This is a genomic window from Microbacterium californiense (assembly GCF_047246625.1).
Classification (GTDB): Bacteria; Actinomycetota; Actinomycetes; order Actinomycetales; family Microbacteriaceae; genus Microbacterium.
In genome coordinates, this window is sequence record NZ_JBFOKQ010000001.1 from 864083 (window position 1) to 887775 (window position 23693).

The 23693-nt window shown below is 71.8% G+C and carries 19 protein-coding genes; 6 read left to right on the forward strand and 13 right to left on the reverse strand.

Going from position 1 to position 23693, the window contains the following annotated elements; translation table 11 throughout:
* Window positions 1-20: 20 nt before the first annotated feature.
* Window positions 21-1454, forward strand: a complete 1434-nt coding sequence (locus tag AB3M82_RS04160) for a GH1 family beta-glucosidase (RefSeq protein WP_412955739.1) — start codon at window positions 21-23, stop codon at window positions 1452-1454.
* A 51-nt stretch (window positions 1455-1505) separates the two neighbouring features.
* Here AB3M82_RS04160 and AB3M82_RS04165 read toward each other — a convergent pair whose 3' ends face one another.
* The 8 genes from AB3M82_RS04165 to AB3M82_RS04200 form a co-directional block, all read right to left on the reverse strand.
* A complete protein-coding gene (locus tag AB3M82_RS04165) occupies window positions 1506-2315 on the reverse strand; it encodes a hypothetical protein (RefSeq protein ID WP_412955741.1) in 810 nt (269 codons plus the stop codon).
* A 56-nt stretch (window positions 2316-2371) separates the two neighbouring features.
* On the reverse strand, window positions 2372-4183 hold the full coding sequence (locus AB3M82_RS04170; RefSeq protein ID WP_412955742.1) for an ABC transporter ATP-binding protein: 1812 nt from the start codon (window positions 4181-4183) through the stop codon (window positions 2372-2374).
* Window positions 4180-6141, reverse strand: coding sequence for an ABC transporter ATP-binding protein (locus AB3M82_RS04175; RefSeq protein ID WP_412955744.1), 1962 nt, complete (start codon window positions 6139-6141; stop codon window positions 4180-4182). Before AB3M82_RS04175 ends, AB3M82_RS04170 begins: the two co-directional genes overlap by 4 nt.
* A gap of 288 nt (window positions 6142-6429) precedes the next feature.
* Window positions 6430-6933 (reverse strand): methylated-DNA--[protein]-cysteine S-methyltransferase, encoded by a 504-nt coding sequence (locus tag AB3M82_RS04180; protein WP_412955745.1) that lies wholly within the window; start codon window positions 6931-6933, stop codon window positions 6430-6432.
* A complete protein-coding gene (locus tag AB3M82_RS04185; RefSeq protein ID WP_412955747.1) occupies window positions 6930-8420 on the reverse strand; it encodes a DNA-3-methyladenine glycosylase 2 family protein in 1491 nt (496 codons plus the stop codon). The genes AB3M82_RS04180 and AB3M82_RS04185 overlap by 4 nt, the downstream gene beginning before the upstream one ends.
* Window positions 8421-8552: 132 nt before the next feature.
* Window positions 8553-10160, reverse strand: coding sequence for a bifunctional phosphoribosylaminoimidazolecarboxamide formyltransferase/IMP cyclohydrolase (purH, locus tag AB3M82_RS04190; RefSeq protein WP_412955749.1), 1608 nt, complete (start codon window positions 10158-10160; stop codon window positions 8553-8555).
* Between the two features lie 39 nt (window positions 10161-10199).
* Window positions 10200-10787 carry a phosphoribosylglycinamide formyltransferase gene (gene purN, locus AB3M82_RS04195; RefSeq protein WP_412955751.1) on the reverse strand — a complete coding sequence of 196 codons (588 nt, stop codon included), beginning with the start codon at window positions 10785-10787 and terminating at the stop codon, window positions 10200-10202.
* A 61-nt stretch (window positions 10788-10848) separates the two neighbouring features.
* Window positions 10849-12243 (reverse strand): cell division protein PerM, encoded by a 1395-nt coding sequence (locus tag AB3M82_RS04200; RefSeq protein ID WP_412955752.1) that lies wholly within the window; start codon window positions 12241-12243, stop codon window positions 10849-10851.
* Between the two features lie 94 nt (window positions 12244-12337).
* On the opposite strand from AB3M82_RS04200, the gene AB3M82_RS04205 reads away from it, so the two are divergent.
* Window positions 12338-13765, forward strand: coding sequence for an NCS2 family permease (locus tag AB3M82_RS04205; RefSeq protein ID WP_412955754.1), 1428 nt, complete (start codon window positions 12338-12340; stop codon window positions 13763-13765).
* 246 nt (window positions 13766-14011) lie between these two features.
* Here the strand turns inward: AB3M82_RS04205 and sucD are convergent, their stop codons facing one another.
* Together sucD and sucC are read right to left on the reverse strand one after the other, a co-directional pair.
* On the reverse strand, window positions 14012-14914 hold the full coding sequence (sucD, locus tag AB3M82_RS04210) for a succinate--CoA ligase subunit alpha (protein WP_412955755.1): 903 nt from the start codon (window positions 14912-14914) through the stop codon (window positions 14012-14014).
* Between the two features lie 45 nt (window positions 14915-14959).
* On the reverse strand, window positions 14960-16126 hold the full coding sequence (gene sucC / locus AB3M82_RS04215) for an ADP-forming succinate--CoA ligase subunit beta (RefSeq protein WP_412955757.1): 1167 nt from the start codon (window positions 16124-16126) through the stop codon (window positions 14960-14962).
* Between the two features lie 145 nt (window positions 16127-16271).
* Between sucC and AB3M82_RS04220 the strand changes: the two genes are divergently transcribed.
* On the forward strand, window positions 16272-16943 hold the full coding sequence (locus AB3M82_RS04220; protein ID WP_412955758.1) for a TetR family transcriptional regulator: 672 nt from the start codon (window positions 16272-16274) through the stop codon (window positions 16941-16943).
* Between the two features lie 77 nt (window positions 16944-17020).
* Window positions 17021-18256: an acyl-CoA dehydrogenase family protein gene (locus tag AB3M82_RS04225; protein WP_412955760.1), complete on the forward strand. Its 1236-nt coding sequence runs from the start codon at window positions 17021-17023 to the stop codon at window positions 18254-18256.
* Window positions 18257-18265: 9 nt separating this feature from the next.
* Here AB3M82_RS04225 and AB3M82_RS04230 read toward each other — a convergent pair whose 3' ends face one another.
* The gene (locus AB3M82_RS04230; protein ID WP_412955762.1) at window positions 18266-18760 is read right to left on the reverse strand and encodes a hypothetical protein; all 495 of its coding nucleotides are present in this window, start codon (window positions 18758-18760) and stop codon (window positions 18266-18268) included.
* Window positions 18761-18863: 103 nt separating this feature from the next.
* On the opposite strand from AB3M82_RS04230, the gene AB3M82_RS04235 reads away from it, so the two are divergent.
* Both AB3M82_RS04235 and AB3M82_RS04240 read left to right on the forward strand, forming a co-directional pair.
* Window positions 18864-20315, forward strand: coding sequence for a phytoene desaturase family protein (locus AB3M82_RS04235; RefSeq protein WP_412955763.1), 1452 nt, complete (start codon window positions 18864-18866; stop codon window positions 20313-20315).
* A gap of 58 nt (window positions 20316-20373) precedes the next feature.
* The gene (locus tag AB3M82_RS04240) at window positions 20374-21417 is read left to right on the forward strand and encodes an ATP-dependent DNA ligase (protein ID WP_412955764.1); all 1044 of its coding nucleotides are present in this window, start codon (window positions 20374-20376) and stop codon (window positions 21415-21417) included.
* A 1-nt stretch (window position 21418) separates the two neighbouring features.
* On the opposite strand, the gene ligD is transcribed toward AB3M82_RS04240, so the two are convergent.
* Both ligD and AB3M82_RS04250 read right to left on the reverse strand, forming a co-directional pair.
* Window positions 21419-22492, reverse strand: a complete 1074-nt coding sequence (ligD, locus tag AB3M82_RS04245; RefSeq protein WP_412955765.1) for a non-homologous end-joining DNA ligase — start codon at window positions 22490-22492, stop codon at window positions 21419-21421.
* Window positions 22493-22541: 49 nt separating this feature from the next.
* On the reverse strand, window positions 22542-23687 hold the full coding sequence (locus AB3M82_RS04250) for an SseB family protein (RefSeq protein ID WP_412955766.1): 1146 nt from the start codon (window positions 23685-23687) through the stop codon (window positions 22542-22544).
* Window positions 23688-23693: the final 6 nt, after the last annotated feature.

Sequence of the window (23693 nt, forward strand, 5' to 3'; positions counted from 1 at the left end):
CACTCGAAGGAGAGCGCCGTATGACCACCCCCACGCCGTCCGACTACCGCGGATCGGGACTCCTCTTCCCCGAGGACTTCACCTTCGGCTCCGCGACCGCCGCGTATCAGATCGAGGGCGGCGCCGCCGAGGACGGCCGCACCCCCTCCATCTGGGACACGTTCAGCCGGACGCCGGGACGGGTGTGGAACGGCGACACGGGCGACGTCGCCTGCGACCACTACCACCGCGTCGAGGACGACCTCGACCTTCTGGCCGACCTGGGTCTGCAGGCGTACCGGTTCTCGATCGCCTGGCCGAGGATCGTCCCGACCGCCGCGGGCGCCGTGAACCGGGCCGGGATCGACTTCTACTCGCGTCTCGTCGACGGCCTCCTCGACCGCGGCATCCGCCCGGTCGCGACGCTGTACCACTGGGACCTGCCGCAGTACCTGGAGGATGCCGGGGGCTGGACGACGCGGGCCACGACGGACGCGTTCGAGCGGTACGCCGAGATCATGGGGACGGCGCTCGGCGACCGCGTGCACACGTGGACCACCCTCAACGAGCCCTGGTGCTCCGCGTACCTCGGCTACGGACAGGGCGGGCACGCACCGGGGCGGCGGGAGCCGGCATCCGCCCTCGCCGCCGTGCACCACCTGAACCTCGCCCACGGACGCGCGATCCGGGCGCTGCGGGCGACCTCGACCGGCGATCCCGACTATTCGGTCACCCTGAACTTCCACGTGCTCCGCGGTCAGGGCGACGGCGCCGACGAAGCCGTGCGCCGCATCGACGCTCTCGCCAACCGGGCTTTCACCGGCCCGCTCCTGCGCGGCGAGTACCCGGCCGATCTGATCGAGGACACAGCGTCCGTGAGCGACTGGGCGTTCGTGCGCGACGGCGACCTCGCCACGGTCCACCAGCCGATCGACGTGCTCGGGGTGAACTACTACTCGACGGCCACCGTGCGACTCTGGGACGGCGTCTCGCCGAAGCAGCAGAACGACGGGCACAAGGGAGCCGAGGGCGGCACCGCCTGGCCCGGGAGCGACCAGGTGGTCGAGTTCGTGGAGCAGCCGGGACCGTACACCGCGATGGGGTGGAACATCGCCCCCGACGGGCTCGAGGAACTGCTGGTCTCGCTGTCCGAGGAGTTCCCGGAGCAGCCGCTCATGGTCACCGAGAACGGCGCCGCCTTCGACGACGCCGTCGCCGACGACGGCTCGGTGCCCGACCCCGAGCGCACCGACTACCTCCGACGCCACTTCACCGCCGCGCACCGCGCGCTCTCGCGGGGCGTCGACATGCGCGGGTACTTCGTGTGGTCGTTGCTGGACAACTTCGAGTGGGGCTACGGCTACGCCAAGCGCTTCGGCATCGTACGGGTCGACTTCGACACCCTCGAGCGCACGGTGAAGGACTCCGGGCGCTGGTACCGAGAGCTCGTGCGGACCCGTACCGTCGGGGCCTGACGGCGGCGTCCGCGCGCGTCGAGGGGGATGCCGGGGCGTCAGCGCCCGAGGTCAGCGTTCCTGATCGTCGCGGGGACGCCGGCGTTCGGACCACGCGGCGAACGCGTTTGCCGCGGCCCCGGCCGCTCGATCGATGGCGTCGACGGAGCGGGTGAGCACGTCGTGCGCCGCGTTCTGCCAGGCCGGCGCCGCGGGCGCCTCCCCCGCCTGGGTGCGCGCGGCATGCTCGGCGACGTCGAGGGCCCGCTCGAGTTCGGCGACCGCGTCCCGGTAGGCCGAGTACTCCGCCGGGGTCGGAGTGTCCCCCGCGGAACGCCGCGCCTCCGTCGCCCGGTTCGCGGCGCGCAGGTAGGCCGCGGTGGCGGGCTCCTTGACGTCCGTCATCGACGGGTAGGCGATCTGGTGCGCCGTGTCGGTCTCGTACCTCATCCAGCGCGCCACGACGGCGTCGTGCTGCGCCCGCAGACGATCCAGGGGCCGCGGCGCCGACCGCGTCGGGATCGACGCGCGCGCGGCCGTCACGCGGGCGCGGGTGGCCCGCACGTTCGCCGTGGCGGCTCGGACGTCGAGTTCGGCGTCGCGGAGCATCCGCTTCGCGCTCGCGACCTGCTCGGGCGTCGCGCGCCGCGCGGACCGCTCGGCGGCGACGCGGGCATGGTCGGCCCGCGCGACCTTGACCGCGGTGCGCTTCTCGAGCACCGCGACGCGGGCGGTCTTCAGATCATGACGTGCGGCATCGTACGCGAGGCGTCGACCGCTCCGGGTGGTGCGACGACGGAGACCGATCGCGCCCGCCGTCACCCCGCCGGCGGCGACGGCCGCCGTCCACCACCACTCTCCGAGCAGCATCAACGGGTCCATGCCTCGATGCTACCCACCGGGCGTCCCGCCGTGTCCCGCGTGCGCGGACGCCCGGGTCAGACGAGGGTCTCCTGCCACGCCGCGTGCAGCTGGGCGAACTTGCCCGTGCCGCCGATCAGGGCCGCGGGCGTGTCGTCCTCGATGATCCGACCGTGCTCCATCACGAGCACGCGGTCGGCGATCGCGACCGTCGACAGGCGGTGCGCGATGATGATCGCGGTCCGCTCGGCGAGCAGCGTCTGCAGCGCCTCCTGGATCAGCCGCTCGGACGGGATGTCCAGAGACGCCGTCGCCTCGTCGAGGATCAGCACGGCCGGGTCGGCGAGGAAGGCGCGCGCGAACGAGATCAGCTGCCGCTGGCCCGCCGAGACGCGTCCGCCGCGCTTGTTGACGTCGGTGTCGTAGCCGTCCGGGAGCGAGGAGATGAACCCGTCGGCGCCGACTGCACGCGCCGCGGCGCGGATCTCGTCGAGCGTCGCATCGGGCTTGCCGAGCGCGATGTTGTCGGCGACGGTCCCGCTGAACAGGTACGCCTCCTGCGTGACCATGACGATCGCGCGACGGAGGTCCTTCGGATGCAGCGACCGCAGATCGACGCCGTCGAGGGTCACGCGCCCCTGCGTCGGGTCGTAGAAGCGCGAGATCAGCTTCGCCAGCGTCGACTTGCCGGCGCCCGTGGTGCCGACGAGCGCGACGGTCTGTCCGGCGGGGATGTCGAGCGAGAAGTCCGGAAGGATCGTCTTGTCGGTGTATCCGAAGGTGACGTCCTCGAACCGCACATGCCCGCGCGCCTGCCACAGGTCCACCGGCTTCTCGGGGTCGGGAACCGTCGGCACCTCCTCGAGCACGCCCGACACCTTCTCGAGCGCGGCCGTCGCCGACTGATACGAGTTCAGGAACATCGCGATCTCCTGCATGGGCGCGAAGAAGTTGCGCACGTACAGGACCGCCGACAGCAGCACGCCGACGCTCAGCACGCCGGTCGAGACGCGCAGGCCGCCCCACAGCACGACGAGCCCCAGCGTCAGCGCGGCCACACCCATCAGTCCCGGCTCGAAGGTGCCGAACAGCAGCATCGAGCGACGGTTCACGTCGCGGTACTCACCGGCGACCTTCTGGAAGGCGACGTCGTTGCGCGGCTCCTTGCGGAACGCCTTCACGGCGCGGATGCCGGTCATGGTCTCGACGAACTGGACGATCACCTGCGCGCTGATCACGCGCGACTCGCGGTACACCAGCTGGGACCGCGAATAGAACCAGCGCATGAGGAAGAACAGCGGCACGCCCGCGAGGGCCAGGATGACGCCCGACTGCCAGTCCCACACGCACAGCGCGATGAACGTGAAGATGCCGAAGAGCACGCCCGAGACGAGCTCGTTGAGACCGCCGTCCAGGAGCTCCTTGATCGAGTCCAGGTCGCTCGTCTGACGGGAGATGATGCGGCCCGAGGTGTACGACTCGTGGAACTCGAGGCTCAGCCGCTGGGTGTGGAGGAAGATCCGCTTGCGCAGATCGAGCAGCACCGCCTGCGTCAGACGGGCCGCGATCATGACGTACCAGGCGATCAGGGCAGCCGCCACGGCGCCCGCGAGCAGGTAGACGCCGCCGATCAGGAAGGTCGGCAGCCAGTCCGCCTGCTCCAGGACGGCGGGCAGCGCCCGGTCCAGCCCGATGCTGATCAGGATCGGGCCCGACACCTGCAGCGCCGTGGAGATCACGAGCACGACCGCGGCCAGCACGATCTGCGGCTTGAGGGGCCGCACGAGCGACCCGAGCAGGCGGAGAGAGCGGCGACGGATGGCCCTGCTCTCCTCGCGGGTGTACCGGGAGCGGTCCTCGTCCTGGGTTCCGGTGAGGGTGGAGCTCACGACCGCACCTCCTTCTCGCTGACCGCTTCGTAGCCTGGTGTGTCGGACTCCGCCTCGCGGATCCCCGCCTCGATGTCGTCCCCGAGGGCCGCGTCGGCCGCGTCGGCATCGTCGTCCGGATCACGGATGATCGGGATGGCGCCGGTGCGCGCCGCCTCCTCCGCCTCGAGGCTCGAGATGACGTGCCGGTAGTGCCGGCTGCTCCGCAGCAGCTCGGCGTGCGTGCCGACCGCGGTGATGCGCCCGGCCTCGAGCAGGGCCACGCGGTCGGCGAGCGCCACCGTCGAGGGACGGTGGGCGACGATCATGGCTGTGGTGTCGGCGAGCACGTGGCGCAGCGCCTCCTCCACGAGCGCCTCCGTGTCGACGTCGAGCGCCGAGAGGGGATCGTCGAGGACCAGCACCTTGGGCGCCGCGGCGACCGCGCGCGCCAGGGCGAGGCGCTGACGCTGCCCGCCCGAAAGGCTCAGCCCCTCTTCGCCGATGACCGTCTCGACGCCCTCGGGAAGCGTGTCGACGAACGCGGCCTGAGCGACGTCCAGGGCTTCGCGGAGGATCCGCTCGGCCTCGGGGCCGTGCAGGTCGAGGTCGGCGCGTCCGAGCAGCACGTTCTCGCGCACGGAGGCCGAGAACAGCGTCGCGTCCTCGAACGCCATCGCGACGTGCTGGCGCAGCTCGGCCAGGGGCAGGTCGCGGATGTCGACGCCGTCGAGGGTCACACGGCCGCCCGTGACGTCGTAGAGCCGGGTGGGGAGCGTCGTCAGCGTGGTCTTGCCGCTGCCGGTGAGGCCGACGAGCGCCATGGTCTCGCCCGGGCGCAGCACCAGGTCGATGCCGTCCAGCAGGTCCCGCTCGTCCGGCGCCGCGTCCTGGTAGCGGAAGTGCGCGCTCTCGAACGCCAGCTCCCCGCGCGGGTGCTCGATGTGCACGGGCGTCGCGGGGTCGGTGATCGTGTTGGTCTCCGAGAAGATCTCGAACACGCGGTCCGTCGCCGTCCGGGCGTCGAGCATGAACGAGAAGAGGAAGCCGATGGACTCGATCGGCCAGCGCAGCACGGTCGCCATCGCGAAGAAGGCGAACAGCTCGGGCAGCTCGATCGCGCCCTGGGAGATCAGCCAGATGCCCGACATCAGGCTGAGGCCGAAGGCGATCTGCGGCATGAGGTCGAGCCAGAACCAGATCGACGCGACGGCGCCGGCCTTGCTCATCTCCGTCTCGCGCAGCGTCTCGGCCTGTCGGCTGAAGCGGCTCAGCGCGTGCTTCCCGCGGCCGAACGCCTTCAGGACGCGGATGCCGTGCACGCTCTCCTCCACGCTGGTCGCGAGATCGCCGGCCTGATCCTGGCTGCGGCGGGTGAGCGCGCCGTAGCGCTTCTCGAAGAGGTACCCGCGGATCCACAGCGGGATCGCCGTCACGAGGAAGATCGTGCCCAGCAGCCAATGCCAGCGGAACAGGAGCGCGGCGCCGATGATGATCGTGAGCACGTTGACCACGAGCAGCACGAGTCCGAAGGCCAGCCACCGGCGGATCAGGTTGATGTCCTGCATCATCCGGCTGAGGAGCTGTCCCGACTGCCAGCGGTCGTGGAACGACACCGGCAGCGTCTGCAGCCGGGAGTAGAGGTCGGCGCGCATGCGGTACTCGACCTCGGTCGCGGGGTTGAGCACGAACTGCCGACGCAGCCACACCATGAGGGCTTCGCCGAGGGCGAGTCCGAGCACGGCGAGCGCGCCCCAGACGATCGCGCTCGTCTCACCGGTCTGCACCGGGCCGCGGATGATCTGCTCGAGCACGATCGGGATCATCAGGGCGATGAGGGCGGCGGCGAGCGCGCTCGCGGCACCTCCGGCGAGCCGCCAGATGACGGGGCGCACGAACGGCTTCAGCCGCCACAGCGCTGCGGCGGTCGAGAGCGAGGAGGACGGGGCGGTGGTCTGCGGGGAGGGCGAGGAGGACATGTCTCTCAGATGAGTGTCGAGCGGAGTGGTGCGGAGAGGGCGGACGCGGAGCGGAGAGCCGGTCCTGCGGCCGAGCGGAGCGAGCGGGCGCGAGCGGCTCTACGAGAGCGGGCGCACCGTGGCGGAGCCGAGAAGGGCGATCTTCGGGACGGCGATCGTGGCCATGGTGTCCTCCTCGGGTCTCGGCTGCGTCGTCCGGTCGGCGCGACAGCCCACCAGCCTATTGCTGTGAACCAGCTGGGCGCAAGAGGAATTCCCTCGCGACCGCTGCGCCCGTCCGCCGCCCGTTCAGCGTCCGCCGCCCGAGCCCTCCCGCGTCAGCAGGCTCTGCTTCACCCCGAGTCCCCACGCGAACCCTCCCAGGCTCCCGTCCGAGCGCAGCACCCGGTGGCAGGGCACGAAGAGGGCCGGCGCGTTGCGGGCGCAGATCGAGGCCGCGGCACGCACCGCCCGCGGGTTGTCGAGCGCCGCGGCGAACGACGTGTACGTCAGCGGCGCCCCCGGTGCGATGGAGCGCAGCGCGGCCCAGCCCTGGAGCTGGAGCCCGGTGCCCCGCTGCGCCACGGCGACGCCGTCGATCGCGCGCAGGTCTCCGTCGTAGTAGGCGCGGGCGGCATCCGCGGCATCCGTCTCTCCGTCGCGGACATCGTCGGGCCGGTGGGCGGGGGCGAGACGGGCCAGGATCGCCTCCCGGTCGGCCGTCCACCCCGAGGAGAGCACGCGCTGCTGCTCGTCGACGAGCAGCGTGAACGGTCCGTCCGGGGTGTCGATGGTCTGGATGAGGGCGGTCATGAGGTCTCCTTCGTCGATGCCCGCGGGGTTCGTGCGGCGACGGGGCGCACGGGGGCGGCCCGCCAGAGATGCGCGGTGAGGTAGCTGCGCCAGGGGGCCGTGCGCTCGGCCCACCGGATGATGTCCTTCGGTGCGGACGGGAGCCCGGAGGCGGCGGCCCCCGCGCGCATCGCGACGTCACCGGGCAGCAGGATGTCGGGGTCTCCGAGCACCCGCATGCGGACGTAGTCCGCCGTCCACGGACCGATCCCCGGCATCGCGAGCAGGGCCGCCCGCTGTGCGGCGCCGTCGTCGCCCACCGTGAGCGGCAGGGACCCGTCGGCGAGAGCCGCCGCGGCTCCGGTGATCGCGCGGATCCGGGCGGCCGGCCCGCGCAGCACCTCGGCGCCGTGCTCGGCGATGGCCTGCATCGTCGGAAACAGCAGGCCGTTCTCGACCCGCTCCCCCAGAGCCTGCGCGAGGCCGCTGAGCGCGGTGCGCGCGGCCACCACGGTGATCTGCTGCCCGACCATCGCGCGGATCAGCATCTCGTGCGGGTCGGCCGCCCCGGGCACGCGGATGCCGGGCGTGCGCCCCACCAGCGACGCGAGCTCGGGATGCGCGGCGAGCGCTCCGTCGACCGCGAGCGGATCGGCGTCGAGATCGAACAGCCGTCGCACGATGCCGACGAGCGGCGCGAGGTCGCCGAGCCGGGTGACCCGGGCCCGCAGGTGCAGGCGGTCCGCGGCATCCTGCCGCAGCTCGAACCAGGCGGGGCCGCCGGGCATCCGGAGGTGGCGGGAGAACGAGGTCGCGGTCGCCTCCTCGACATCGGCAAGCGCTCGCGCGGACATCCAGGCGAACAGACCCGCGGCGTCCAGCGGCCCACGGTAGGGGAGCACGAGGTCGATGACCCCGGGGACCGCGGCCGTCGGCATCCGTCGCCGGGCGCGCAGCTGGCTCGGGGTGAGGTCGAACACCTCCCGGATCGTGTCGTTGCACTGGCGGATGCTGGCGAAGCCCGCCGAGAACGCGACGTCGGAGACGGGCATGTCGGTGCCGACGAGCAGCATACGGGCGGTGTGCGCCCGGTGCGCGCGGGCGAGCGCCAGCGGACCGGCTCCCAGCTCGGAGGTGAGGAGCCGGGTGAGGTGCCGGCTGGAGTACCCCAGCCGGGCGGCCAGCCCCGCGACGCCCTCGCGCTCGACCACTCCCGCGGAGATGAGCCGCATGGCCCGGGCGGCCGCATCGCCGCGCACGTCCCACTCCGGGGAGCCGGGCGCGGCCTCGGGGAGGCAGCGCTTGCACGCGCGGTACCCGGCTTCGTGCGCTGCGGCGCTCGTGGGGTAGAAGGTGACGTTCTCGGGTCTCGGGGTGCGAGCGGGGCAACTCGGCCGGCAGTAGATGCCGGTGGAGCGCACCGCCGTGACGAACTGCCCGTCGAAGCGGGTGTCGCGGGCGTGGATCGCGCGATACCGCTCGTCGAAGTCGGTCACGGGGAGGCTCATGCCCCCATGCTGTCACGACCGGCGGACATCGGCTGGCGGAAATCGGACATCACTATGAGAGGTCACGACACGCCGCATCCGCCGACTCTCATCAGGCGTGTCGTGACCCCTCGCGCTCGACCGCGCGAGGCCTCAGTGGAAGAAGTGGCGCTCTCCGGTGAAGAACATCGTAACGCCGGCCTTGCGCGCCGCGTCCACGACCTCCTCGTCGCGCACCGAGCCGCCGGGCTGCACGATCGCCGTGACCCCCGCGTCGATGAGCACCTGGGCGCCGTCCGCGAAGGGGAAGAAGGCGTCGGATGCCGCGACCGAGCCCGCGGCGCGATCCCCCGCCCGCTCGACCGCGAGACGGCATGAGTCGACGCGGTTGACCTGCCCCATGCCGACGCCGACCGTGGCGTTGCCCTTGGCGAGCACGATCGCGTTCGACTTCACCGCGCGGCAGGCCTTCCACGCGAAGATGAGGTTCTCCATCTCCTCGTCGCTCGGACGCTCCCCCGAGACGAGCTCCCAGTCCTTCGCGACCGACACGATGTCGTCGGGGAACCGGTCGGCGTCCTGCAGCAGCAGGCCGCCGGAGACCAGGCGCACGTCCATGCGCTCCTGCTGCCAGTCCTCGGGCAGCTGCAGCAGACGCAGGTTCTTCTTGGCCTTGAACACCTCGAGGGCGGCCGGCTCGAACGCCGGTGCGACGATCACCTCGGTGAAGATGTCCTTGAGGTTCTCGGCCATCTTCAGCGTCACGGTGCCGTTGGCCGCGATGACGCCGCCGTACGCCGACACCGGGTCGCACTCGTGCGCGCGCAGGTGGGCGCTGGCGATGGGGTCGAGGGCGTTCGGGGCCGTGGTCGCGATGCCGCAGGGGTTCGCATGCTTGATGATCGCGACGGCGGGGAGCACCATGTCGTACGCGGCGCGCAGCGCGGCATCCGCGTCGACGTAGTTGTTGTACGACATCTCCTTGCCCTGCAGCTGGGTGGCCTGGGCGATGCCGTGCCCGCCGGCGCGGGTGTAGATCGCTCCCCGCTGGTGCGAGTTCTCGCCGTAGCGCAGGGTGGCCAGCCGCTCGGCCTGGATCGTCAGGTGCGTGGGCAGGTCGCCCTCGTCCTGCAGCGTGCCCTCGGCGAACCAGGAGGCGACCGCGGTGTCGTACGCGGCGGTGTGCGCGAAGGCGCGGGCGGCCAGCTCGCGGCGCTGTGCGAGCGTCGTGCCCCCGTCGGCCAGGGCCGAGACGATGCCGGGATACGACTGCGGCGAGACGACGATCGCGACGTTCGCGTGGTTCTTCGCGGCCGCGCGCACCATGGCGGGGCCGCCGATGTCGATCTGCTCGACGACGTCGTCGCCCAGCGCTCCCGAGGCGACCGTCTCGACGAAGGGGTACAGGTTCACGACGACGAGCTCGAACGGCGTGATGTCGAGGTCGGCGAGCTGGCGCTCGTGGTCCTCCAGCCGCAGATCGGCGAGGAGGCCGCCGTGGATCTTCGGATGCAGGGTCTTCACGCGCCCGTCGAGCATCTCGGCGACACCCGTGACCGCCGCGACGTCGGTCACGTCGAACCCGGCTTCGCGGATGGTGGCGGCGGTCGAGCCGGTCGAGACGATCTCGACCCCCGACGCGGCGAGCGCTCCGGCGAGGTCGAGCAGGCCGCTCTTGTCGCTCACCGAGACGAGCGCGCGGCGGATCGGCACCGTGTCGCGATCGCGGTACAGCGAGGGGTCGTGGCGGGGGCCGGCCATGGGAGAGCTCCTTCGTGCGTCGGGAGGGGGTGATGAGGGTCAGGAGGCGCCGTCGAGCACGAGCTCGCCGGTCGCGATGCGGCGAACGACGTCGATGAGCAGGCGTCGCTCGACCGGCTTGATGCGCTCGTGCAGCGTGTGCTCGGTGTCGCCGTCGAGGACGGGGACCCGTTCCTGCGCCAGGATGGGCCCGGTGTCGACGCCGTCGTCGACGACGATGACGCTCGCACCGGTCTCGGCCACTCCCGCGGCGAGGGCGTCGCGCACGCCGTGGGCGCCGGGGAACTCGGGCAGGTAGGCGGGATGGGTGTTCACGAGGCGGGGCGAGTACCGGGCCACGAGCGAGGCGGGCAGCAGGCGCATGAGCCCGCTGAGGACCACGAGGTCGGGTTCCCAGACGGCGAGCTGGTTTCCGAGCTCCTCGCCCCAGGCCTCGCGGCTCTCGTGCTCGTGCCAGGGCACCGTGAAGCTGGGGATGTTGAACGCCGCGGCATGCGCGAGGCCCTCGGCCTCGCGGTCCGCGCCGACCACGACGACCCGCGCCGGGAAATCGGGATGGCGGGCGGCCTCGAGAAGGGCGCGAAGGTTCGAGCCGGTGCCCGAGATGAGAACGGCGACCGTGAGCACGCGCCCAGTCTAGCCGTGCGCGCGACGGCCCCTCCGCCGGGAGACGGCGGTACCCGTGCGGTCAGTCGTCCCGCCCGCCCGGATCCCGGGGAGGCGGCGAGAAGCGCACGTCGTCGTCGAGCGGCGCCGTGTCGTCGGAGAGCCGGTCCGTCGCGGTCGCCTGGCCGTCGAACGCGGCGTCGGGGACGGACCCGATCCCGGGACCGGATGCCGTCATCTCGGCGACCCATCGGTCGGTGCGCTCCTCGGCGAGCTCGTCGCGGTTGCGCGGCGACAGCAGCAGGATCGCGGCGCCCAGCAGCACCTCGCCCCCGAGGGCGAGGGCGAACGGCCCGACGGCGGGTCCCGCCTCGGCCAGGCGTCCGGGCCCCATCGACCCTCCGGCGAGGAGCGCGGACATCGCGGCGACGCCCGCCGTCACGGCGGCGATCCCGCCGGCGATCACGGCCCGCGGCGCACTGCCCAGCGGGGTGCCCTCCCAGACCAGCCGCGACCGCACCACCCAGCCCGCGACCGCCCCCGCCGCGATCGGCAGCAGCACCACGATCAGCATCCAGATCGAGCCGTTCTCGGGCAGGAGGCCGAGAACGGGGATGCCGGGCACGACACCGAGCTGGGTGCCCGCGGGCGACACGGCGGTGCCCGTGCCGACCGCGAATCCGGGTCCGGCGAGCCAGGACGCGGCCCACACGAGCAGGGTGGGCAGGTAGAAGAGCTGACCGAGGGTGATGACTCCGGCGCCGAGGGCGTCGACGCGCGCGGCCTGGAAGAGCGCGACGACCTCGCCCCCGCGCAGCAGGGTCATGACCGCGAGCCCGAGAGCCGCCGTCCCGACGACGGCCACCAGGGCGAAGGCGCTCCCCCGCGCGATCGCCGCAGGCACCGGAGCCCAGTCGCCGGCGGCATCCACCCGGTCGTGGATGCGGTCGACCAGTCCGGCGTCGCCGTCCTCCCACGCGATTCGGATCGCCCCGCAGAGGGCGCCGACGAGGTACGCGGCGGTGGGCAGGACGATCGCGAGCAGCAGCGACGTCTCGAGCGCCGCGAGACGGGTCGTCACGGCCACTCCCGCGGCGATCACCCCGAAGGCGACCGCGCCCGACAGCGCGCCGATCGCCCACGCTCCCGCCCTCGCCGCCCGTCGGCCCGAGCGCGCCGCGAACAGCACGGTGAAGACGAGGAAGGCGAGCGGAGCCACCGACAGCGTGAACGTCGCCGCCTCGGTCGGGACGCCGACGGCGATCAGCACCTCCTGGCCGATCGTGACGTCGAGCGGGACCCCGTGCCCGAAGGCCCAGAGGGTGCCGGTGAGGGGCCAGAGCGCCCCCCAGTCGGCCGTCGCCCCGAAGGCCAGGGTCCACAGCAGGGTCAGGGGCGCCAGCAGCGCCACGAGACCGACGGCCGCGGAGATGGCGGCGTCGAACGCGGCGAGGAGCGCGACGAGGAGGCGTTGCATAGCGCTTCGAGACTACGACGAGAACCCGTGCGGTTCGGGGCGGGCGCGCGAGGCGCGGGCGACACGATATCGTCTCATCCGGAGGTTCACCCGAATGACAACTGCCCCGTCCCCCGCACCCGCCGCGCCCGCGACCGAGCCGAAGAACGCGCTCGACCGCTTCTTCGAGATCAGCAAGCGCGGATCGACCGTCGGCACCGAGATCCGAGGGGGCCTGGTGACGTTCGTCACGATGGCCTACATCGTGATCCTGAACCCGATCATCCTCTCGACTCCCGACATCGACGGCAACACCCTCACGGGCTCGGCGGTGGCCGCGGCCACGGCCCTCACGGCCGGCGTCATGACGATCCTGTTCGGCATCGTCACCCGCCTGCCCTTCGCGTTCGCCGCGGGACTGGGCATCAACGCCTTCATCGCCTTCTCCGTGGTCGGGTCCGTGACCTGGCCCGAGGCCATGGCGCTCGTGATGATCAACGGCGTCATCATCGTGCTCTTGGCCGCCACCGGCCTGCGGAAGATGATCTTCGACGCCGTGCCGGTGCAGCTCAAGCTGGCCATCACGGTCGGCATCGGCCTGTTCATCGCCTTCATCGGCTTCGTGAACGCCGGCTTCGTGACCGCGACCGGCAACGCATCCCCTCCGGTCGACCTCGGCATCGGCGGCTCGGTCGGCTCGATCCCGACCCTGCTCTTCGTCATCACGCTCCTGATCGGCGGTGTGCTCATGGCACTGCGCGTGAAGGGCGCCATCCTGATCGCCCTCGTCGGCGGCACGGTGCTCGGCGCGCTGGTCAACCTGGTCTGGCCGTTCGGGCTCGACTTCGGCTTCACCGGCGCGATCGTCGGCCTCCCCGACCTCAGCCTCGTGGGCCAGGTCGACTTCGGCTTCGACCTGGGCAAGGTCAGCGTCGTCGCCCTCGTGATGTTCGTGTTCACGCTGCTGTTCTCGAACTTCTTCGACGCCATGGGCACCATGACGGGTCTCGCGAAGGAGGCCGACCTCGCCGACGCGAAGGGCGACTTCCCCCGCATCAAATCCGCCCTGGTCGTCGAGGGCATCGGGGCGATCGCCGGAGGCGGCACCTCGTCGTCGTCGGCGACCGTGTTCGTCGAGTCCGGCGCGGGCATCGGCGAGGGCGCGCGCACCGGCTTCGCGACCGTCATCACGGGCGCGATGTTCCTGCTCGCGATGTTCTTCACGCCGCTCACCTCGCTGGTGCCGGGCGCCGTGGCCGCGGCCGCCCTCGTGCTCGTCGGCGCGATGATGCTGTCGCAGATCAAGAACATCGACCTCAGCGACTTCCGCGTCCTGCTCCCGGTGTTCCTCACCGCGACCGTGATGCCGATGACCTACTCGATCGCGAACGGCATCGGCGCGGGCTTCGTCAGCTGGATCGTGATCAACGCCTTCTCCGGACGGGCGAAGAGCATCCACCCGCTCCTGTGGGTCGTCGGCGCCGGGTTCCTGGTGTTCTTCGCGCGCGGTCCGATCGAGGCGCTCTTCGGCGTCGGGATCTGACACCCGTCGAAGGAAGGGGGCGGATGCTGCGGCATCCGCCCCCTTCTCGTGTGCGCTCGAAGACCCGACCCGTCGTTCCCGTCGCACGAACGGCTGTTCTCGAGCCTCGGAGCGACCATTCGCGCGACCGGAAGGCTCTATGTCGCGGAGATGTGGCGGCGCAGTGGACGGATGCCGGACACCGGGGACCGGGCATGAGAAAGGCCCCGGGGTGGAGCCCGGGGCCTTCCGTCTCAGTCTAGCGGCTCAGAGCGACTCGACGATCTCGCGCATGAGGGCAGCGGTCTCGGACGGCGTCTTGCCGACCTTGACGCCGGCGGCCTCGAGGGCCTCCTTCTTCGCCTGCGCGGTGCCCGCGGAGCCGGAGACGATGGCGCCGGCGTGGCCCATCGTCTTGCCCTCGGGGGCGGTGAAGCCGGCGACGTAGCCGACGACCGGCTTGGTGACGTGTGCCTTGATGTACTCGGCCGCGCGCTCCTCGGCGTCGCCGCCGATCTCGCCGATCATGACGATGGCCTTGGTCTCGGGGTCGGCCTCGAACGCGGCGAGCGCGTCGATGTGCGTGGTACCGATGACAGGGTCGCCACCGATGCCGATGGCGGTCGAGAAGCCGAGGTCGCGCAGCTCGAACATCATCTGGTACGTCAGCGTGCCCGACTTCGACACGAGGCCGATCGGGCCCTTGCCGGTGATGTTCGCCGGGGTGATGCCGACGAGCGCCTCACCGGGCGTGATGATGCCGGGGCAGTTCGGCCCGATGATGCGGGTCTTGTTGCCCTTGCTCTGCGCGTAGGCCCAGGCCTCGGCCGAGTCGCCGACGGGCACGCCCTCGGTGATGACGACGAGCAGCGGGATCTCGGCGTCGATGGCCTCGACCATCGCGTCCTTCGTGAAGGCGCCGGGCACGAAGGCGATCGACACGTCGGCGCCGGTCTCCTTCATGGCCTCGGCGACCGAGCCGAAGACGGGGAGCTCGACGGCGTGGCCGTCCTTGTCGGTGTGCGAGACCGTGGTGCCGGCCTTGCGGGCGTTCACGCCGCCGACGACCTGGGTGCCGGCCTTGAGCATGAGCGCGGTGTGCTTGGTGCCCTCGCCGCCGGTGATGCCCTGGACGATGACCTTGGAGTCCTTGTTGAGGTAGATCGACATTTCTCTCAGTCCTTAAGTTTCGACGTCTGGTGTCTCGGCGTCGGATCAGGCGTGGGCGAGCTCGGCGGCCTTGTCGGCGCCCTCGTCCATGGTGCTGGCCAGCGTGACGAGCGGGTGCGCGTACTCGGCGAGGATCGCGCGGCCCTCGTCGACGCGGTTGCCGTCGAGACGGACGACGAGCGGCTTGGATGCCGCGGCGCCGAGCGTCTCGAGCGCGCCCTTGATGCCGTTGGCGACCGCGTCGCACGCGGTGATGCCGCCGAAGACGTTGACGAAGACGCTCTTGACCTGCGGGTCGCCGAGGATGACGTCGAGGCCGGCGGCCATGACCTCGGCCGACGCGCCGCCGCCGATGTCGAGGAAGTTGGCGGGCTTGACGCCGCCGTGGGCCTCGCCGGCGTAGGCGACGACGTCGAGCGTCGACATGACCAGGCCCGCGCCGTTGCCGATGATGCCGACCTCGCCGTCGAGCTTGACGTAGTTGAGGCCGGACTGCTTCGCCTTCGCCTCGAGCGGGTCGGCGGCGTCCTTGTCCTCGAGCTCTTCGTGCTCGGGGTGGCGGATCTCGGAGGCGTTGTCGTCGAGCGTGACCTTGCCGTCGAGGGCGATGATGTCGCCGTCCTCGGTGCGGACGAGCGGGTTCACCTCGACGAGGGTGGCGTCCTCGCCCTTGTAGACCTCGAAGAGCTTGACGAACACGTCGGAGACCTTCTCGACGAGGTCCTCCGGGAAGTTCGCGGCGCGAGCGATCTCGACCGCCTTCTCCTTGTCGATGCCCGTCAGCGGGTTCACCTCGACGCGGGCGAGTGCCTCGGGCTTCTCGACGGCGAGCTGCTCGATCTCCATGCCGCCCTCGACGGAGCACAGCGAGAGGTAGGAGCGGTTCGCGCGGTCGAGCAGCACGGAGAAGTAGAACTCCTCGGCGATGCGGGCGCCCTGGGCGACCATGACGCGCTTGACCACGTGGCCCTTGATGTCGAGCCCGAGGATGGCCTTCGCGGCCTCGTACGCCTCGTCGGGGGTCTTCGCGACCTTCACGCCGCCCGCCTTGCCACGACCACCGGTCTTGACCTGAGCCTTGACGACGACGACGCCGCCGATCTTCTCCGCGGCTGCCTTCACCTCCTCGGGGGTGTCGGCGACGATGCCGGCGAGGACCGGCACTCCGTACTTCTCGAAAACGTCTCGTGCCTGGTACTCGTACAGATCCACTGTGGTTCCTTCACTGGGCTGCTGTCTGGTAATTCTCTCGATGTCGAGACATCGACCAGTCCCCCAGCCTACTACCTCGGCCTGGACGCCCTCCGCGCGCGAGACCGCCTCCCGGCGGCCCGAGCGGGTGACCTAGCATCGGAGCATGACTGAATCCGCCCCGGCCGCCGCCAGCGCCACGCGCGTCGTGGCCGCCGCCCTCGATCTGTTCGCCGAGCACGGCTTCGATCAGACGTCGGTGGAGCAGATCGCGAAGGCCGCGGGGGTCTCGCGCTCGACGTTCTTCCGACAGTTCGGCGGCAAGGACGACGTCGTCTTCGCCGATCACGAGCTGCTCCTCGATGTGCTGCGCGAGCACTTCGCGGCCTCGCAGGGCGACCCGTGGTCGACCGTGACGGAGGGCGCCATGGTGGTCTTCCGCCACTTCGCCGCGGAACCCGAGGTCGCCCGCCGCCGCTACGAGCTGGTGCGGCAGATCCCCGCCCTGCGCGAGCGCGAGATCGTGGCCGTGTTCCGGTACGAGCGACTGTTCGACGAGTACCTGCGAGCGTCGCTTCCCGACCTCGATCCCCTCGACGCGGTGAGCTTCGCCGCCGTGGTCACCGCCGTGCACAACCACGTGCTGCGGCAGATGCTCCGCGGCAAGCGCATCCCGGCCTCCGCGCTGCGGCAGGCGCTCGACACGGCGATGCGCCGCTTCGGAGTGCTCCCGGATGCCGCGGCCGAACCGGCCGAGGACGACGTCGTCGTCGCGGTCTTCCCGCGCTCGATGCCGCTCGCGGAGATCACGCGACGGGTGCGCGCCGAACTCGGCTGAAGGACCGTTGCGCGACCGGCGCAGCTCGTGGAACTGAGTTTCGAGGCGTACGATACTTAGTGCCACGAAGGAGCACCATGAGCATCGAAGCCACTCCCCTGCCCGGCGAGCGCGTCTCGTCCTACGACGTCACCGGCCGACAGGACACCGACTACTACGCCGTGTTCGCCGACATCCCCGCCGAGGACCGAGCCGCGTGGGATCGCGCGAAGGCCTACGTCGACGAGGTGGCTCCGCAGATGGCGGATGCCTGGGACCGCTCCGAGTACCCGCTGACAGCGGCCCGGCGCATGGGAGAGATGGATCTGGTCGTCGACGGCGTCCGGCATCCGTCGCTCACGCGGCTCTCGCCCCTCGCCGCCGGACTGGTGAACATGGAGATCTCCCGCGGGGACGGCTCGCTCGGGACGATCCTCGCGGTGCAGGGAGGCCTCGCCCTGCGCACCCTCGCGCTGTTCGGCTCTCCGGCGCAGCAGGAGAAGTGGCTCACCGCGCTCGCCGACGCCTCCGTGCTCGGGTCGTTCGCGCTCACCGAGCCGGACCACGGATCCGACTCCGTCTCGCTCGAGACCGTCGCGCGACGCGACGGAGACGAGTGGGTCCTCCGCGGTGCGAAGAAGTGGATCGGCAACGGCGCCTCTGGCGGCATCACCTTCGTCTGGGCTCGCGTCGACGACGAGGGCACCGAGGAGCACGGCGCGGTGCGGTGCTTCCTCGTCGAGCAGGACGCCCCCGGGTACGCCGGCACCGTCATCCGCGGCAAGGCGTCGCTGCGGGCGATCCACCAGGCGCACATCCGCCTCGACGACGTGCGCGTGCCGCTCGACGCCGTGCTGCCCGGCACCCGGAGCTTCAAGGACGCCTCGATCGTGCTCTACGCCACGCGCTCCGGCGTCGCCTGGTCGGCGCTCGGTCACGCGACCGCCTGCTACGAGGCCGCGCTCGCCTACGCGTCGCAGCGGACGCAGTTCGGCAAGCCGCTCGCGAAGTTCCAGATGGTGCAGGAGCGCCTGACCCACATGCTCGAAGACCTCACCGCCATGCAGCTGTACTGCCGGCGGCTCGCCGACCTCGAGACGGCCGAAGGGCTGCGGCCCACCCAGGCATCGCTCGCGAAGTTCCACAACACACGGGCGGCCCGGCGCATCGCCTCGACGGCCCGCGACCTGCTCGGCGGCAACGGCATCCTGCTCGAGAACGGCGTCATGCAGCACCTCGCCGACATCGAGGCCATCCACACCTACGAGGGGACGGAGAGCGTGCAGGCGCTGCTCCTCGGCCGCGACATCACCGGGATGAGCGCCTTCGCCTGAGCCGGGCGCTCAGTCGCAGCCGCACCCTCCCGACGGGGTGCGCACCATGAAGCACACGTCGCAGACGCCGTAGTCGCGCTCCTCGACGGGCTGCGGGGCGCGCTCGCGCGGCGCCGCAGGGGTCCGCGGAGCCGACGCGCGCTTCCGCGTGCCGGTGCGGGTCGGGGCGGCCGCGGCGTACTCGCTCGGATGGGTGACGTAGAAGTACGGCGCGCGCCCCTCGCTGGGCTGCAGGCGGAGCCGGGTCGAGCCGACGGTGATGACCTCGTCCTCGGTGAAGCCGTTCGTGTAGGTGCGTCCGATGTGCAGGGCGGCACGGTCGCCGCGGCGCAGTGCCTCGATGTAGCGTCCGCGGTCGATCAGCGACGTCACGTCCGCGGCGTCGACGATCGCGCCGATGAACTCGTGGTTCACCGGGTCGATGCGATGGGCGCGCAGGGCCTCGGCGAGCGAGCGGTACGGGCGGGAGGTTCCGGTGGGGGTCGGCCCCTGGACTTCGTTCATCCCCTCCAGGATCGCACGATCCCGCGCCGCCGGGGACCGCCCGGGTCGGATGCCGTCGACTCCCACCCGCGCCCGCGGGGTCTGCGCGTGGGAGACTGGCGTCATGGCGCGCGCGACGATCATCGGAAGCGGCCCGAACGGGCTGGTCAGTGCAGTCTCCCTCGCCCGCGCGGGCTACCGGGTCCGCGTGCTCGAGGCGGCCGACACGATCGGGGGCGGGGTGCGCACGGTTCCCGGCACGCTCCCCGGCTTCCGGCACGACGTTTGCTCCGCCGTCCATCCCGCTGCGCTGTCGTCGTCGTTCTTCCGCGCGTTCGGTCTCGCGGAGCGCGTCGAGTGGATCCATCCGGAGATCTCCTACGCGCACCCGCTCGACGACGGGCGGGCGGCGATCGCGTGGCGCGACATCGAGCGCACCGCGCAGGGGCTCGGCGTCGACGGCGACGCCTGGCTGGCCCGCCTGCGTCCGCTCAGCCGGCACATCGAGGGCGTCGTCGACTTCACCGGTCATCAGCTGCTGCGTGTGCCCCGCGATCCGCTCACCGCCCTGCGCTACGCGTTCCGGATGCTCGACCAGGGCACACCGCTCTCCTCCCGGGCGTTCCGCACCGAGGAGGCCGCGGCCCTCATGACGGGCGTGCTCGCGCACGCGAACGCCCCGATCCCGTCTCTCGCCGGAGCGGCGGCCGGGCTCCTGCTCGCCGCGCTCGGTCACGCCCAGGGCTGGATGTACCCCCGCGGCGGGGCGCAGAGCATCGCCGATGCGCTCGTCGCCGACCTCGAGGCCCACGGCGGCACGGTCGAGACCGGAGCGGAGGTCACCGATCTCTCGACGCTCGACTGGGGCGACCCCCGTGCCGGCGACGTCCTGCTGCTCAACACCTCGCCGCGCCTCCTCCGCACGCACCCCGACCTGCCCGCACGGTACGCCAGGGCCGTCTCGCGGTTCCGTTACGGTCCCGCCGCCGCGAAGGTCGACTTCGAGCTGGACGGGCCCGTCCCGTGGGCCGACGCCGACGTCGCCCAGTCGCCGACCGTGCACGTGGGCGGCACGCGCGCCGAGATCCAGGAGAGCGAGAACGCGGTGGCGGAGGGGCGCGTCAGCGATCGGCCCTACGTGCTGACGGTGCAGCCTTCCGTCTTCGACCCCACCCGCGCGCCCGAGGGCAAGGCCGTGCTCTGGACGTACATTCACGTGCCGCTGGACTCCGATCTCGACGCGACCGAGCTGATCACCCGGCAGGTCGAGCGTTTCGCGCCCGGCTTCCGCGACCGCATCCTCTCGCACGATGCCGTTCCGGCATCCGCTCGCGAGGCCGTCAACCCCGCCGAGATCCAGGGCGATGTGCTCGGCGGCGCCTTCACGGTGCGCCAGGCATTGCAGCGCCCGACCGTCTCCCCCACGCCGTGGCGCACGCCGCTGCGAGGGGTGTACCTCGCGTCGGCTGCCGTGCCGCCGGGGCCGGGGGTCAACGGCATGGCGGGCTGGCTGGGGGCGCGCACCGCCCTCGCGGATGCCGGGCTTCCGCACGAGCTCGACGACCTGTTCCCCTGAACCCCCGCCTCGACGCAAGCCTCTTCCCGCGGTGTCTCGCGACGGACAGGATGGAGGCATGCGCTACGACATCCCCGCGCCGATGCTCGCGAAGGCGGCCGCGGCGGTCCCCGATCCGTCCCGGACGCCCGGCGGCCTCCTGTTCGAGCCGAAGTGGGACGGATTCCGCGGGCTGATCGCCTGGGACGGCGAGACCGTCGAGATCGGGTCGCGCGGTGCGAAGCCGCTCACGCGCTACTTCCCCGAGCTCGTCGACGCGCTGCCCGAGCTGCTGCCCGGCCCGTGCCTGCTCGACGGCGAGATCGTCGTGGCGACCGGGCCCGCGGGCGCTCAGCGGCTGGACTGGGAGGCCCTGAGCCAGCGCATCCACCCGGCCGCCTCCCGGGTCGCGCGCCTCGCCGCGGAGACCCCGGCGATGTTCATCGCGTTCGACCTGCTCGCCGACGGCGACGACGACCTCCAGCAGACCCCCTTCGGGGAGCGCCGGGCACGCCTCGAGACGCTCCTCGCGGATGCCGGGCACCCGCTGCACCTCACGCGCACGACGCGGGATCGCGATGCCGCCGTGCGCTGGCTGGCGGAGTTCGAGGGCGCCGGTCTGGACGGGGTCGTCGCCAAACCCCTCGACCAGCCGTACGCGCCCGGCAAGCGCACGCTCATCAAGGTCAAGCACGCCCGGACGGCCGACGTGGTGGCGCTCGGCTACCGGATCCACAAGTCGGGGACGGGAGTCGGGTCGCTGCTCGTCGGGCTGTACGACGCGGACGGCACACTGCGGCAGGTTGGCGGCGTCGCCGCCTGGAGCGATGCGCGACGCCGGCAGCTCGTCGACGAGCTCGCACCGCTGGTCGAGCGCGACGACAGCGGAGCCGCCGTGACCGGCGAAGGCGAGCGGTCGCGGTTCAGCGCCTCGAAGGACGTGTCGTTCGTGCGCCTGCGCCCCGAGCGCGTGCTGGAGGTGCGCTACGACCAGCTCGAGGGAGCACGATTCCGGCACACCGTCCAGTTCGAGCGCTGGCGCCCCGACCGCGACGCCCGCTCCTGCACCTACGACCAGCTCGACACGGTCGCCGGCTACGACCTGGCGGACGTGCTCGCCTGAGTCAGCTCCCGTCCGCGGGGCTCCCGTCGGCGTCCCAGTTCGCCGCCACCTTCTTGCTGGGCTGCACGCGCGGCGGCTCCCCCGGCATCTTCGGGAACTCGGGCGGGAACGGCAGCTCGCCGAGGCCCTGCGCCTTGTCGCGCTCCCACCATTCGAGCAGGGTGTCGATCCGCCCCGGGGAGTCCTGCTTCGCCACCCACGGATCGCCGACCTCCTCGAGACGCTGCGGGATGCTGCGCACCGTGAAGCGCCGCGGGTCCAGGTCGTCCAGCTCCTCCCAGAGCACCGGCGTCGACACCGTCGCCCCCGGCAGCGCTCGGGGGCTGTAGGCGCCGGCCATCGTACGGTCCCGGTTCGCCTGGTTGAAGTCGACGAAGATGCGCTCCCCACGCTCCTCCTTCCACCAGTTCGTCGTGACCTGCTCCGGCATCCTCCGCTCCAGCTCCCGGCCGGCGGCGATCACCGCATGGCGGACGTCGAGGAACTCGTGGGTGGCCTCGATCGGCGCGAAGATGTGCAGCCCCCGGTTGCCGCTCGTCTTGGCGAACGCCTCGAGTCCGGCCTCGCGCAGAACCTCGCGGAGCGTGTGGGCGGCGACGACGGCATCCGCGAAGTCGGTGCCCGGCTGCGGATCGAGATCGATGCGCAGCTCGACGGGATTGTCGGACTCGGTCGCCAGCGACGCCCAGGGGTGGAACACGATCGTGTTCATCTGCACGGCCCACACGATGGCGGAGGGCCGGTTGAGGACGATCTGCGGATGCCGGCGTCCGCTGTTGTAGGTCACGGTCACGGCATCGACGAAGTCCGGAGTGCCCTTGGGCGGGTTCTTCGAGAAGAACCCCTCCGCGCGAGGCCCGTCGGCGGATCCTACGCCGTCGCGGAACCTCTCGAGCGACACCGGGCGGTTGCCGTTGGCCGCGAGGAACGGCACGGCCACCACCTGCGCGTACTCGGCGAGCTCGGCCTTGGTGATGCCGAGGTCGGGCCATACGACGCGGTTCGGGCTGGAGAGCGCGACCTCGCGCTCTCCGTCGGGATCGGCGACGGTCAGGGTCACGCGTTCGGAGGCCATGCACCGACCCTAGGGTGCTTCGGACGACGGCGGAAGAGCGCCGCGGCCGTCACTCCGCCGCGTCGGCCGCCAGCTCGATCACCGGCGCGAGCGCGTCGCGTTCCACGATCAGCGTCGGTCCCGCCGGATCGACGACGACCCCCGCCATGTCCTCATGGCCCACGAGCACCTTCGCGAGCTGCGAGGGCTCGAACGGCAGCGGCCGGTCGCCGCGCCCCAGCGCGAGCACCTCGAGCGGGTGGGAGAACAGCTGCAGGTAGCGCTTGCCGTCGGTGGTCTGGGCCTCGGCGATGCCGACCTGCCCGTCGGCGTTGCCGCCGTTCACGGCCACCCACATGCGGGTCCGCGTCAGGGCCTCGCCGACCTTGGCCGCGGAGTCCTGGGCGCGCGGCGCGGCGACGAGCGACTTCACCGTCATCTCTGCGTCCGCCTGCTCCAGCGTCTTCTGCAGGAGCTCGGTCGGGAACACGACGCGGTGGGGCGCGGAGGCGTTGTCGATGATGAGGCCGGCGAAGTCGCCCGAGACGACCTGCTGCATGACCGAGGTCGCCGGCTGGGCCACCGCGGAGGTCGCCGCGGGGTCGGGCTCGAGCTGCACCGAGTCGCGCACGGCCACGGCCGAGCTGAAGGCGAGCATGAACTGCCGCTCCTCGTCGCGGACGACGGCGACCGCGAGCGGCTTGCCCTCGCTGATCTGGGCGCGCGCGTCGCCGTTGACGCGGATGAACAGATGCCCCTGGAGAGCCTGACGCAGCACGCCGAGCAGCTGCTCGTTGGTCGCACCCTTCTCGACCTCCTTGAGCGCTTCGCGCAGGAGCACGTTGTCCCTCATGCCCGGCACGGTCTCGGTCTGCTCCGGGGGGAGCGCCGGCGCGAGCGGCAGGCGACGTTCGACGGGCGCCTCGGGCGCGGGGGCCGCGGGGGTCGTCGGCGCCGTGGTCTGCACCTGCGCCTCGTCGGGGGCATCGGGGAGGGTCACGGCCGGGCCGGCCTCGGCCCCGACGCCGCGGAACGCCTGCACGGAGATGGCGACGCTCGGCGCCTCGGCCGCCGGCGCCTCCGGCGCTGCCTCAGGAGACGCCTCGGCGGAGGCTTCCGTCGACGCATCCCGCCCGACGGTCGACTCCTCGGCGGTCTCGGAGGCGGACGTGACGGTATCTTCACCGGACTTCTTGCGGCGGGAGAACAGGGCCATATCAGC